Here is a 12,720-nt window from a genome sequence, read left to right on the forward strand (position 1 = left end):
CTAGAGTATCCGCTTGCCGAAGGCGGACATGACGAAGTTGACGGCTTCGGCGGCAAGGCGCGGCTCGGTGTCGGCACCCAATCCCGAGACATCCATCGACAGCATGCCGCCCGACAGCGCTATCGCCTCCATCGCCTGGTGCGTCTCGCGCACCGTCATGCCGCCGGAGCCGCCGGTCCAGCCGGGCATCTCGGTGACCGAGGGCGCGTAGCTGACATGGAAACCGACAGTGCCGGCGGAGGCGATGCGGATCGCCTCGCGCATCACCTCGCGCATGCCCGAACCATCGATCTCGGCCATGGTGAAGGCGGTGACGCGCGAATCCTTGAGGATGCGAACCTCGGCCGGATCGGCTTCGCGCAGGCCGACCAGCACGACGTTTTCGGGCGAAAGCTGCGGCTGCAGCGCGCCGGGCTTGTGGTCGAGGCCAAGCACGCGGGCCAACACCGAGCGTTCCGGCGCTTCATCTCCATCCTCGCTTTCGGGCATCAGCGCTGCGATGGAATCGATCCAGATCAGGCCGAAGGAGTGCGCGGTCTCGGCGGTCGCGGCCAGTGCTTTCGACGCCGTGTGCCGGTCGGCACCCGCGTGCAGCCTGAGAAGGCCCGCCGGCGGGTGCTCGGCATCGGCGATCTCGACGACGTCTAACTGCATCTGTTCGAGCCGCGTGCCGGCCGACTGCCTTGCCAGCAGCGGACCGGCGGCACCATCGGCGACGATCGAGACCATGCGCCGGCCGGTGAAGTCGGCAATGTCGTGCATCGGGGCCTTTTCGACATATTCCGAGGTCATCGCCGTCAGCAGCGCACCGTAGTTCATGTGGAAGCTGACGCGGTCGCCGACGGCAAGCGGCGGTTCGGCATCGGTGATGTCGAGCACGAGGTGGTCGCTCGACGCGCCCAGCACCCGCACGCCGGAATTGATCGGCACCAGGCCTTCGATCATCGTGTCCTCGCGGCCGATGTTGGCGATGCCGCGCAGCCGATCGCCTTCGTCGACGAACACTGGCTGGTTGCCGAAGGCGTCATATCCGGATTCGCCAATCGGCAACGACGGCTTGAGCTTGACTTCGATCAGGTCGCCGGTGAGCCTGAAGGCGTTGAACTCCAACTCCCGCCACGGCTCCTCCCTGAAGGTTTCGTAGCCGCCTTGCAGGATCGCCTCGCCGATACGCAGGTTGTTGATGCCGGCGGGCAGCTTGTTTTCCAAAAGTAGTGGCAGCGACGACGAATTGCCGCCCGACACCCAGTCGAGGCTGATGCCGGCGAGCCGCTCGACCTTGTAGGCATAGGCGACGAGCTGGTTGAGGTTGTCCTCGGTCGGCATGATGGCGCCGAAGCAGGTCAGGTTGGTACCGAGCCCGGCGATGCGCACGCCCGGCAGCTCGAGCACGCGCTCGACCGTCGGCAACAGGTCGTTCGGCCAGATGCCCTCGCGCAGGTCACCGAGATCGACCATCAGCATGACGTCGTGGACGCGGCCGATGCGCTGGGCGATGCGCGAGATCTCGCGGATGATCTCCAGCTCCGACTGCAGGCTGATATCGACGGTGCGCACCACCTCCTCGACACGCGAGATCGGCGGGCTGCGCAGCAGCATGATTGGACAGCCAATGCCGCTTTCGCGCAACCGGCGGATATTTTCGAAACGCGACTCGGCGAGCCCCGATACGCCACCGCGCAGCATGGCGCGCGCCACCTGTGGCAGGCCGCAGCTGCCCTTGGTGACGCCGAACACCTTGATGCCGGAAAGTGCTGCGCGTTCGACGACCGCCCGCGCATTGCGCTCGATGCGCCCGAGATCGATGGCGACTTGCGGTCCAGACATGCCTCAGCCCCCGTAGACCAGCCCCTGTGGATCGATGTCGGGTTTGCGCCCGGCCACCAGGTCGGCGAGGAACTTGCCGGAGCCGCAGGCCATGGTCCAGCCGACATGGCCGTGGCCGGTGTCAAGATAAAGCCCCTTGTAGCGGGCCGGGCCGATGACCGGCACCGAGCCCGGCATCATCGGCCGCAGGCCGGCCCAGACTTCAGCCTTGCGCGGATTGAAGGCGCCGGGGAAAAGCTCCTCGCCGGCCTTGAACAGGCGGGCGAAATCGCTGGGCTTGTAGGAGCGGTCGAAACCGGCGAACTCGGCCGTCGCGGCCAAACGCAGGCGATCGCCAAGTCGCGAATAGGCGATCAGGTTGTCCTCGTCGGCGCCACCCATCGTCGGCCCCTTGTCGGGAACCTCGAGCGGCACCGTCGCGGTGTAGCCCTTGACCGGATAGACTGGCAAGTCGATGCCGTGGCGGCGGCCGAGCAGCCCGCTCTCGGGGCCCATGGCGATGACCACCGCATCGGCAGTGAGCACGCCTGCCGGTGTATTCACCCCGCTGACGCGGTCACCCTCGACGACAAGCCCTTCGACCGTGGTGTCGAACAGGAACTCCACACCCAGATGCTCTTTGGCATAGGTGGCGAGCTTTTCGACAAACATGCGGGAATCGCCGGTCTGGTCCATCGGCGAATAGACCCCACCTGCAATGCCGTCTTTGGCGGCTGCCAGGCCGGGCTCCAGCTCGACCATGCGGTTGCGGTCGACGATTTCGATCGGCAGTCCGTGCTGGGCGAGGAAACGATAGTTCTCACTGCCTTCATCGAGGCTCTTCTGCGAGCGGAAGAAGTAGAGGATGCCCTTGCGGCGATCGTCATAGCCGATGCCGGCCTCGTCGGAGATCTCGTTGATGCACTGGCGCGAATAGAGCGCGAGCCTGAGCTTGACCTCGCTATTGGCGCGCAGCCGCGCCGTCGTGCACTGGCGCAGAAAGCGCAGGCTCCAGGCGTAGAAATAGGGGTCGAGCCTGAGCCTGACCTTGATGCCGAGATCGGACGTGTAGAGCGAGCGGATGAAAGTCTTCAACGCCGCCGGCGAGGCCCAGGCGGTGGCATCGCCCGGCGAGACCAGCCCGGCATTGGAATAGCTCGTGCCGCGTGCCGCGGCCGGATGGCGTTCGACGACAGTGACCTCGTGGCCGTCGCGCGCCAGGTAATAGGCTGCCGCCGTCCCGACCACACCCGCGCCCAGAACCAGTATCTTCATGCTGCCACCCCTTGGAGCGTCGCGCAGTGCCCCGGCACGCGGAAAGGACGCTCCAACTCTTTCTCGCGCATCGACGCCCAAGATCGGTCGATGCACCAGGCTCTGGCGGGAACCTTTCACCGTGCGGGGTCACGCCCCTTTGCCACCCATAACGCCTGGCGCTGCAATTATCGAGACAGAGCGGCGGATATCCACCACCTGTAGCTTATATAACGGAAGAGTTCTTGCGGCTGAGCAGCCGCTCCCAGTTGAGCGCGTCGCCGACAATCGCGTCGAGATCATCGTGCCTGGGCGCCCAGCCGAGTTCGCCTCGCGCCAGATCCGAATTGGCAACGACGGAGGCCGCGTCGCCTGGCCGGCGGACGGTCATCTCGACCGTGAAGTCGCCGCCATGGACGCGACGCACGCTGTCGATGACTTCGAGCACCGAATAGCCGTGGCCGTAGCCGCAATTGGCGACGAGGTTGCCGCCACCGGCGCGCAGGCGCGCAAGCGCCAGACGGTGCGCGGCGACAAGGTCTGAAACGTGGATGTAGTCGCGCACGCAGGTGCCGTCGGGCGTCGCATAATCTTCGCCGAACACCTGCATCGAGCCGCGCTTGCCGAGCGCGGTTTCGCAGGCGACCTTGATCAGATGCGTTGCGCCCTTGGTCGACTGACCGGCGCGGCCCTTGGGATCGGCGCCGGCGACGTTGAAGTAGCGCAGCGCGGTGTAGGTCAGCGGGTGCGCCGCGGCGGCATCGCGCAGCATCCATTCGCTCATCAGCTTGGACAGGCCGTAGGGCGATTCCGGCGCCAGCCTCGCGTCCTCGACCACCGGCTCCATGCCGGCGGCGCCATAGACGGCGGCTGTCGAGGAGAAGATGAAGTGCTTGACGCCCTCGCGCACCGCCGTTTCGATCAGGCTGCGCGTCTTGCAGGTGTTGTTCTCATAGTAGCCGAGCGGATCGGACACCGACTCCGGCACCACGATGGAGCCGGCGAAGTGGATGATGGCGTCGACCTCATGTTCGCGGATCAGTTGCCCGACCAGATCCTTGTCGGCGACGTCGCCCCGGACAAGCGTCGCCTCGGGTGCCACGGCCCAGTCGAAGCCGGTCGACAGCCGGTCGAGCACGACAACCTTTTCGCCCGCATCGAGCAATTCCCAGACCATGTGGCTGCCGATGTAACCGGCACCACCCGTCACCAATACCGCCATGACTACACTCCGCATCGCATTCCGTCGGGCCCTGTGTAGCCTGACAATACCGGCGAATGCGAGATAGGACTTTCGCGGCCTCATCACGTTGACCATTCTGCCGCAGCCGAATTTGATCCACATCAAGGACGTTTCGACGATCCGTGGTCGTTTGGGACGTCGAGGGCGTGGCATTTTGACCAAAAACGGTCGATGGACGCCGAACCGGCCGTTGATTATGCTCACGGTTGAAAAATTGGGACGTCAATATGAACTACCAGCGGTTTTTCGAAGAAGCGATCGACCAGGTCCATGCCGAGCGCCGTTATCGCGTCTTCGCGGATCTCGAGCGCATCGTCGGCAAGTTTCCGCGCGCCATCTGGCGCTCCAACGGCAAGGCCGAGGAAATCACCGTCTGGTGCTCGAACGACTATCTCGGCATGGGCCAGCATCCCGATGTGGTGGCGGCGATGCAGAAGGCTGCTGGCAACATGGGTACCGGCGCCGGTGGCACGCGCAACATCTCCGGCAATAATCATCCGCTGGTCGAGCTCGAGCATGAGCTCGCCGACCTGCACGGCAAGGAAGCAGGCCTCGTCTTCACCTCGGGCTTCGTCTCCAACGAAGCCGCGATCTCTACAATTGCCAAGCTTCTGCCGAACTGCCTGATCCTGTCGGACGAGCTCAACCACGCCTCGATGATCGAAGGCGTGCGCCGCTCCGGCGCCGAAAAGAAGGTGTTTCGCCACAACGACGTCGCCCATCTCGAAAGCCTGCTTCAGGCCGCCGGCCGCGAGCGCGCCAAGCTGATCGTGTTTGAATCCGTCTATTCGATGGATGGCGACATCGCGCCGATCGAGGCTATCGCCGATCTCGCCGAGAAGTACAACGCCATGACCTATATCGACGAGGTCCACGCGGTCGGCATGTATGGCGGCCGCGGCGGCGGCATCACCGAGCGCGAAGGCCTCGCCCAGCGCATCGACATCATCGAGGGCACGCTGGCCAAGGCATTCGGCACGCTTGGCGGCTACATCACGGGCACGCGCAGCGTCATCGACGCCGTGCGCTCCTATGCTCCTGGCTTCATCTTCACCACCGCTTTGCCGCCGTCGATTGCGGCGGCCGCAACAGCGTCGATCCGGCACCTGAAAAGCTCTCAGGTCGAGCGCGACGCCCAGCAACGCCAGGCGACGCACACCAAAAAGGTGCTGGCGGACGCCGGCCTGCCGGTGATGGAGTCGGCAACGCATATCGTGCCGATCCTGGTTGGCGACCCCGAACTGTGCAAGATGGCCAGCGACCGCCTGCTCGGCGTGCACGGCATCTACATCCAGCCGATCAACTACCCGACGGTGCCGCGCGGCACCGAGCGCCTGCGCGTGACGCCGACACCGTTCCACAACGATGCGCTGATCGCCGAACTCAGGGAAGCGCTGGTCGAGACCTGGAATGCACTGGGCATTCCCTACCGCACCGAGGGCCACACCGAAGTCCCCAAGAGCGAACGCATCGTTTCGTTGCTGGTGCCGCAATCGGGCGGCTGAACGGCAAGCGCCTCATTCGAAAGGCCCGGAACCGGTCAGGTTTCGGGCCTTTCTGCATCTGGAGCCTTGGAACCAGCCAGGGCTATTGATCCTTGATCCACTTCGCCAGCCGGTGCGACGCCTCCTCGATCTGGTCGAGGCGACGGTGGAAGCACAGGCGCAGGAAGCCTTCGCCACCGGCTGAAAAAGCCGTGCCGGGCGCCACGCCGACGGCAACCTTGTCGACGATGTCGAAGGCGGCAGCCTCCGCATCCTTCATGCCGTCGACGGCAAAAAACAGGTAGAAAGCACCCGGCGGCACGCTGAAGCGCACCTTGCCGGTCTCGCCGAGGATCTTGCAGACGATGTCGCGCGCCTTGTGGGCGCGTTCGACCTGCGAAGCGATGAAGGTGTCGCCCTCGTTGAGCGCGGCAATGCCGCCACGCTGCATGAACTGCGCTACGCCGGAACTCGAATACTGGACCAGGTTCTCGAAGGTGCGGCTCAGCGACGGATGCGTCTTGAGCCAGCCGACGCGCCAGCCGGTCATCGCCCAGTTCTTGGAGAAGGTGTTGACGAACAGGACCTTGTCCTCTGCAACCATGATGTCCATGAACGACGCGGCCCGGCTGCCGCCGTAATGAAACAGTGCATAGATCTCGTCGGCGATGATCCAGAGGTCGTGTTTGCGCGCGAGGTCGAGGATCGCCTGCAGGGTCCCGCGATCGGCGGTCCAGCCGGTCGGGTTGGACGGCGTGTTGACGAAGATCACCTTGCTGCGCGGCGTGATGGCGGCGGCGATCTTTTCGACATCGCAGCTCCAGCCATTGTCGGTCATGTCGAGCAGCACCGGCACCGGCCTGACGCCAGCGACGCCAGCCGCACCGGCAAAATTCGGCCAGGCAGGCGCCAGATAGACGGCCTCGTCGCCGGCACCCGCCGTCACCTGCAAGGCCATGGTGATCGCCTGCATGCCACCGACGGTGACGATGAACTCGTTGGCGCCGAAGCTCTTGCCGAAATGGCGCTGGTAATAGCGCGCGATCGCCTCGCGCAATTCGGGGATGCCGGCCTGCCAGGTATAGAAGGTCTCGCCATTGGCAAGGCCCCGCGCCGCTGCATCGCTGATGAAGGCCGGCGTCGGCATGTCGCCCTCGCCCGACCACAGCGGGATGAGGCCTGCGCGGTCGCGCCCGTAATTGGCCACCGCCTCGATGCCGCTCATCGGAGCGCTGCGGGCCTCAATGCGAACGGCGTCAATAAGGCTCATGGTCATCCCAGGCTGAGAGTTGCTGCTTGAGCCTAGTCCTATCGCGCCCGCGCAAACGAAAAAACCCCTGGTGGTCCAGCCAACCGGGGGTTTTCGCGATGCCAGCCTCGGCTGGTTACTTCTTTGCGAGCAGGTCGCGGATTTCAGTCAGCAACGCAACATCGGCGGGCGGAGGACCAGCTGGCTCGGCTGCCTTCTGCTTCTCCAGACGCCTGCGCATGGTGTTCACACCCTTGACCATCAGGAAGATGATCCAGGCGAGGATCAGGAAGTTGATGACCACGGTGAAGAAGTTGCCATAGGCGAACACAGCACCCTGTTTCTTGGCTTCTTCAAGCGAAACTGCCGTGACCGAAGACGACAGCGGCAGGAAGTAGTTCGAGAAATCGAAGCCGCCAAAGATCGCCCCGACGACCGGCATGATGATGTCGCCAACCAGCGACGAGACGATAAGGCCGAAGGCGCCGCCGATGATGACACCGACCGCGAGGTCCATCACATTGCCTTTGGCGATGAATTCCTGGAATTCCCTGAGCATTGAACCCTCCGTTCACGATCTGCAGAAAGGCGAATCGTTCCCCACCAACCGTCGCCGCACAGCGCCAACATAGCAAAAACCGCCGGTTGCAAAACCCCGCCAATGCAAGCACACCCGGGCCGGCATAGGAGACAAGGATAATGGACTTGTCTTCGCAGCTGTGATTGCCTCATTGCACGGCCACTGGCCGCCAAGGGAGTGAGAATTTAGAGTGCAGGGGCTGGCCGTCGTCCTCATCGCCATTGCCTACGTCACGTTGCTGTTCGCCATCGCGAGCATCGGCGACCGCCGGGCCGCGAACGTGGGACCGGGCCGGCCGCGTCCGTTCATCTATGCGCTCAGCCTTGCCATCTACTGTACCTCCTGGACCTTCTTCGGCTCTGTCGGGCTCGCCTCCGAGCGCGGCCTCGAATTCCTCGCCATCTATATCGGCCCGGTGCTGGTCTTCATGTTCGGCTTTCCCCTGCTCAGCCGCATCATCAAGCTGGCCAAGGCCGAGAAGATCACCTCGATCGCCGACTTCTTGGGCGCCCGCTACGGCAAGAGTTTCGCCGTCGCCTCGATCGCCACGCTGATCGCGACCGTCGGCGCCATCCCCTACATCGCGCTGCAGCTCAAGGCGATCTCCGGTTCGGTCAGCCTGATGGTCGAGCACTACACCGGCTCGCCGCCGTCCTTCGATCCCTTCGTCAGCGACATCTCGCTGGTGGTGGCTCTGCTGCTGGCACTTTTTGCCACCTTGTTCGGCACCCGCCATGCCGACGCCACCGAGCACCAGAACGGACTGGTGCTGGCGGTCGCAGTCGAGTCGATCGTCAAGCTCGTCGCCTTCCTCGCCGTCGGCCTGTTCGTCACCTTCGCCCTTTTCGACGGCCCCGGCGACATGCTGCAGAGTTTTGCCGCCACCGAGCAGGTCGGCGACGCCATGGGCTACGGCACCTCGCTCGGCACCTGGCTGGTGGTGACCATCATCAGCGGCTTCGCCATCATCATGCTGCCGCGCCAGTTCTACGTCATGATCGTCGAGAACCGCAGCGAGAGCGAACTGCGCACCGCGACATGGGTCTTCCCGGCCTATCTGGTGGCGATCAACCTGTTTGTGCTGCCGATCGCCTTTGCCGGACTTTCCACCGTCGGCACCGCGACCACCAGCGATCTCTATGTGCTGTCGTTGCCGCTGTTCAAGGGCCAGGACCTGCTCGCCATGATCGCCTTCATCGGCGGCCTGTCGGCGGCAACCGCCATGGTCATCGTCGCCAGCGTCGCTTTGTCGATCATGATTTCCAACGACCTCGTCATCCCGATCTTCGTGCGCCGCCTGATCAGCTTCAAATCCGGCGACACCGAGGACTGGTCGGCGATCATCCTCAACATCCGCCGCGCCTCGATCTTCATCATCCTGTTCGTCGCCTTCCTCTACTACCGCGAGAGCACCACCAACACGCGGCTTGCCTCGATCGGCCTGATGTCGTTCGCCGCCATCGCCCAGTTCGCGCCATCCTTCATCGGCGGGCTGATCTGGCGCCGCGCCAATGCCCGCGGTGCTGCACTCGGCATGGCCGCCGGCATCGTCGTATGGGCCTACACGCTGATGCTGCCGACGCTGGCCGCACCCGACACCACCGTCATCACCGACGGGCTGTTCGGCATCGAGGCGCTGAGGCCCCAGGCGCTGTTTGGCACATCAGCCGAACCGCTCAATCACGGCGTGTTGTGGAGCCTTGCCATCAACACGCTGTTCTTCGTCTTCGGCTCGCTGTCGCGCGCCTCGGTGCCGCTCGAACGCATCCAGGCGTCGATCTTCGTGCCACGCGACTCGAGCCCGATGCCGTCGCTGCGCCGCTTCCGCACCACCATCACCGTCAATGACCTCAAGGACACGATCGCCAGATATCTTGGCGTCGAGCGCACCGAGCGCTCGTTCGAGACCTTCCAGAACGAGAGCGGCAGCAAGCTCAACGGCAACGACCCGGCCGGCATGGACGTCATCCGCTTTTCCGAGCAGCTGATGGCCAGTGCTGTCGGCTCCTCGTCGGCACGGCTGATCCTGTCCTTGCTGTTCAAGCGCGGCGACAATTCATCCAAGGACACGTTCCGCCTGCTCGATGATGCCACCGAAGCGCTGCAGCACAACCGCGACCTGTTGCAGATCGCGCTCGACCAGATGGAGCAAGGCATCACCGTCTTCGACCAGGATTTCCGACTGATCTGCTGGAACCGACAATACCGCTCGCTGTTCGACCTGCCCGACGAGATGGGCCAGGTCGGCGTTTCGATCGACCGCATCCTCGCCTACCTCGTGGCGCGCGGCGACATTCCGCAGACCTCGCGCCTGACCACGCTCGACCGGCTGACCAGATTTGGCGGCCCCTGGCAGGTCGAGCTCAAGACCAGCGGCAGGATCATCGAAATGCAGTCGAACCCGATGCCCGACGGCGGCATCGTTGCGACCTACACCGACATTTCCGCGCGTGTCGCCGCCGACCTCGCCCTCAAGCGCGCCAACGAGTCGCTGGAGCAGCGGGTCAAGAGCCGCACCGCGGAGCTTACCCGCGTCAACGAGGAGCTGGCGCAGGCACAGATGCTCGCCGAGGAGGCCAATCTCGGCAAGACGCGCTTCCTCGCGGCCGCCGGCCACGACATCCTGCAGCCGCTGAATGCCGCCCGGCTCTACTGCTCGTCGCTGATCGAAAAGGCCGGCAAGGGCAATGCCGGCCTTGCGGCGCGCAACATCGAATCCTCGCTGGAATCGGTCGAGACCATCCTCGGCGCCGTGCTCGACATTTCGCGCCTCGACGCCGGTGCGATGAAACCGGCAGAAACCGTGTTCCGCCTCGACGGTCTGCTGCGCCAGATCGGCACCGACTTCCTGCCCATGGCGCGTGCCAAGGACCTCGAACTGGTGATCGTGCCGTCGACGCTTGCCGTCAACACCGATCGCAACCTGCTGCGGCGGCTGATCCAGAACCTCGTCTCCAACGCCATCAAATACACCCGCGGTGGCCGCGTCATCGTCGGGGTCCGGCGTCGTGGCGAGTTGGCAGAGATACAGGTGATCGACAGCGGCATCGGCATCGCCACCGACAAGCTCGGCACCGTGTTCCAGGAGTTCACGCGTCTCGACGACGGTGTTCGCGAAGCCCAGGGGCTGGGGCTCGGCCTGTCGATCGTCGACCGCATCGCGCGCGTGCTGAAGCTCGAGATTCAGATCGAGTCGCACAAAGGCAAGGGCACCCGCTTTTCAGTGATCCTGCCTGTCACCACCGCCGAGGAACTGCCTGCCGCGGCCACGACCCGGCCACGCATCCAGGCTGCCGCTGCGCTCAACGGGCTGACCGTCGTGTGCATCGACAACGATGCCCGCATTCTCGAAGGCATGCGGCTGTTGCTCGAGGGCTGGGGTTGCGAGGTCAGGACCTATTCCGGAACGACGGCCTTCCTCGCCGGCGAGCCGGACGGGCCGGCGCCCGAAATCATCCTCGCCGACTACCATCTCGACGGCGAGAACGGCCTCGATGTCATCCGCTCGCTGCGCGCGGTCTATGGCGAGGCAACACCTGCACTCCTCATTACCGCTGACCGTTCCAACGAGGTCCGCGCCGCCGCCGATCAGATCGACGTCGCCGTGCTCAACAAGCCGCTCAAGCCGGCCGTGCTGCGCTCGATGATGAACCGGATGCGGCGCATGGCCCACGCCGCCGAGTGACGGTATGCCTTCCGGCGCATTGTCGCCGGCGCCACGCTTCCAGCGTGGCTGCGAAATGCGTCAGGCCGCCGAGCGTGGCTCGCCGCCGATCTTGGACAGCAGGATGACCGCCTGGGTGCGGCTGTCGACGCCGAGCTTCTGCAGGATCGCCGAGACATGGGCCTTTATCGTCGCCTCGGAGACGCCGAGTTCGTAGGCGATCTGCTTGTTGAGTAGGCCCTCGGCCAGCATGCCGAGCACGCGCGTCTGCTGCGGCGTCAGCGATTGCAGCCGCTTGATCAAGTCGGAGATCTCCGGATCGCGCTCGACTCCGAGATCGATGTCGCCGGGAGCCGAAATCTCACCTGAAAGCACCGCCTCGATGGCTTTGCGGATGTCATCCATGCTTGCCGACTTGGAGATGAACCCGGAGGCGCCGAGTTCGAGCGCACGGCGGATCGTTTCGGGGTCGTCATGGGCCGAGACGATGACGACCGGCACCGTCGCATGAATGCCGCGCAGCGAGATCAAGCCGGAAAGCCCCGAGGCACCGGGCATGGACAGGTCGAGCAGGACGATGTCGATGTCTTCGTTGGCCGCCACGATCGCCTTGACGCTCTCGAAGTCACCGGCTTCCAGCACACTCGACACATCGGCGAGCCCGGCGATGGCCTGCTTGAGAGCACCGCGGAAAAGCGGATGGTCGTCCGCGATGACGAACTTGTGGCCTGCTGGCAAATATCCCTCCCGAGGTCCCGACTGTTCTGTGCGCCTTGGACCGTCGGGCGCGATTATGCGGCGCGGCGCCGGGTTTTCAAGCAGCTAAAGTCAAATCACCGCGCGCGTTGGCCATTCATGCTCAACTTTCGGGCTGCCAGCGCACAAATTGCACTCAGGTCTTGTTCGGAGCGGGTGCGGTCTGCGGTGCCTGCTCTTCCTTTTCCATGTCCTTGACGATGCCCATGAAGCTGCGGAAGAAGCGCTCCATATAGCCCATGCTCTTCTGGAATTCCTCCTCGGTCGGCAATGTCGATTCCAGCTTCTGGGTCAGCGAGTTCTCGAGCGCCACCACCCGGTTCTCGATCGCCTTGACCTCGCCCTGCAGACGGCCGATCTCGTCCTGGAGTGCCGAGCGCTCGTCGGCGGCGAGCTTGCACACCAGCTGGTTGTCGCGCTCCTCACAGATCGACATCTCACCGGTCTGGGTATCCATGCGGACATAACCCTTGTCGGTCTTTTCCATCTGGTAGCGCTGCGCTTCGGCGGCCAGGGCTGGTCCGGCGCCCAGACCGGCAATTAGGGGAACGAACATCAAAAAGGCGCGGCGCATAGCTGTCTCCATTTGCGGACGGTGCGCATTGTCTGAGGGCATTGGGCCCAAATTGCGGTGGGCAATGAAAGCTGCCCTTTCGCGCATCATGCTTTCAGCCTATAGCGCCC

At 64.3% G+C, this 12,720-nt stretch carries 9 protein-coding genes; 2 read left to right on the plus strand and 7 right to left on the minus strand.

Going from position 1 to position 12,720, the window contains the following annotated elements; translation table 11 throughout:
- From IHE39_RS14415 to galE, 3 genes are all read right to left on the minus strand, one after another.
- Complete coding sequence (locus IHE39_RS14415) at positions 1–1,827, minus strand: alanine racemase (protein ID WP_192566962.1); 1,827 nt, start codon at positions 1,825–1,827, stop codon at positions 1–3.
- 3 nt (positions 1,828–1,830) lie between these two features.
- Positions 1,831–3,081 carry a D-amino acid dehydrogenase gene (locus IHE39_RS14420; RefSeq protein ID WP_192566963.1) on the minus strand — a complete coding sequence of 417 codons (1,251 nt, stop codon included), beginning with the start codon at positions 3,079–3,081 and terminating at the stop codon, positions 1,831–1,833.
- Between the two features lie 205 nt (positions 3,082–3,286).
- On the minus strand, positions 3,287–4,282 hold the full coding sequence (galE, locus tag IHE39_RS14425) for a UDP-glucose 4-epimerase GalE (protein ID WP_192566964.1): 996 nt from the start codon (positions 4,280–4,282) through the stop codon (positions 3,287–3,289).
- Between the two features lie 248 nt (positions 4,283–4,530).
- Here galE and hemA point away from each other — a divergent pair, with 248 nt between their 5' ends.
- A complete protein-coding gene (hemA, locus tag IHE39_RS14430) occupies positions 4,531–5,808 on the plus strand; it encodes a 5-aminolevulinate synthase (protein WP_192566965.1) in 1,278 nt (425 codons plus the stop codon).
- An 82-nt stretch (positions 5,809–5,890) separates the two neighbouring features.
- Here hemA and IHE39_RS14435 read toward each other — a convergent pair whose 3' ends face one another.
- On the minus strand, positions 5,891–7,057 hold the full coding sequence (locus IHE39_RS14435; RefSeq protein ID WP_192566966.1) for a pyridoxal phosphate-dependent aminotransferase: 1,167 nt from the start codon (positions 7,055–7,057) through the stop codon (positions 5,891–5,893).
- Between the two features lie 115 nt (positions 7,058–7,172).
- On the minus strand, positions 7,173–7,595 hold the full coding sequence (gene mscL / locus IHE39_RS14440) for a large conductance mechanosensitive channel protein MscL (protein WP_184771840.1): 423 nt from the start codon (positions 7,593–7,595) through the stop codon (positions 7,173–7,175).
- Between the two features lie 211 nt (positions 7,596–7,806).
- Between mscL and IHE39_RS14445 the strand changes: the two genes are divergently transcribed.
- Positions 7,807–11,301 carry a PAS-domain containing protein gene (locus IHE39_RS14445; RefSeq protein WP_192566967.1) on the plus strand — a complete coding sequence of 1,165 codons (3,495 nt, stop codon included), beginning with the start codon at positions 7,807–7,809 and terminating at the stop codon, positions 11,299–11,301.
- A gap of 60 nt (positions 11,302–11,361) precedes the next feature.
- Here the strand turns inward: IHE39_RS14445 and IHE39_RS14450 are convergent, their stop codons facing one another.
- Both IHE39_RS14450 and IHE39_RS14455 read right to left on the minus strand, forming a co-directional pair.
- The gene (locus tag IHE39_RS14450) at positions 11,362–12,018 is read right to left on the minus strand and encodes a response regulator transcription factor (RefSeq protein WP_184771843.1); all 657 of its coding nucleotides are present in this window, start codon (positions 12,016–12,018) and stop codon (positions 11,362–11,364) included.
- A gap of 154 nt (positions 12,019–12,172) precedes the next feature.
- A complete protein-coding gene (locus IHE39_RS14455) occupies positions 12,173–12,610 on the minus strand; it encodes a hypothetical protein (protein ID WP_184771845.1) in 438 nt (145 codons plus the stop codon).
- Positions 12,611–12,720 lie beyond the last annotated feature (110 nt).

It is taken from the genome of Aminobacter carboxidus (assembly GCF_014863355.1).
Lineage (GTDB): Bacteria > Pseudomonadota > Alphaproteobacteria > Rhizobiales > Rhizobiaceae > Aminobacter > Aminobacter carboxidus.

Excerpts from the sequence above, each read along its gene's own strand:
- hemA (WP_192566965.1), top strand. The coding sequence starts at position 4,531 with ATGAACTACCAGCGGTTTTTCGAAGAAGCGATCGACCAGGTCCATGCC.
- IHE39_RS14415 (WP_192566962.1), bottom strand. The coding sequence starts at position 1,827 with ATGTCTGGACCGCAAGTCGCCATCGATCTCGGGCGCATCGAGCGCAAT.
- IHE39_RS14435 (WP_192566966.1), bottom strand. The coding sequence starts at position 7,057 with ATGAGCCTTATTGACGCCGTTCGCATTGAGGCCCGCAGCGCTCCGATG.
- IHE39_RS14420 (WP_192566963.1), bottom strand. The coding sequence starts at position 3,081 with ATGAAGATACTGGTTCTGGGCGCGGGTGTGGTCGGGACGGCGGCAGCC.
- mscL (WP_184771840.1), bottom strand. The coding sequence starts at position 7,595 with ATGCTCAGGGAATTCCAGGAATTCATCGCCAAAGGCAATGTGATGGAC.
- galE (WP_192566964.1), bottom strand. The coding sequence starts at position 4,282 with ATGGCGGTATTGGTGACGGGTGGTGCCGGTTACATCGGCAGCCACATG.
- IHE39_RS14455 (WP_184771845.1), bottom strand. The coding sequence starts at position 12,610 with ATGCGCCGCGCCTTTTTGATGTTCGTTCCCCTAATTGCCGGTCTGGGC.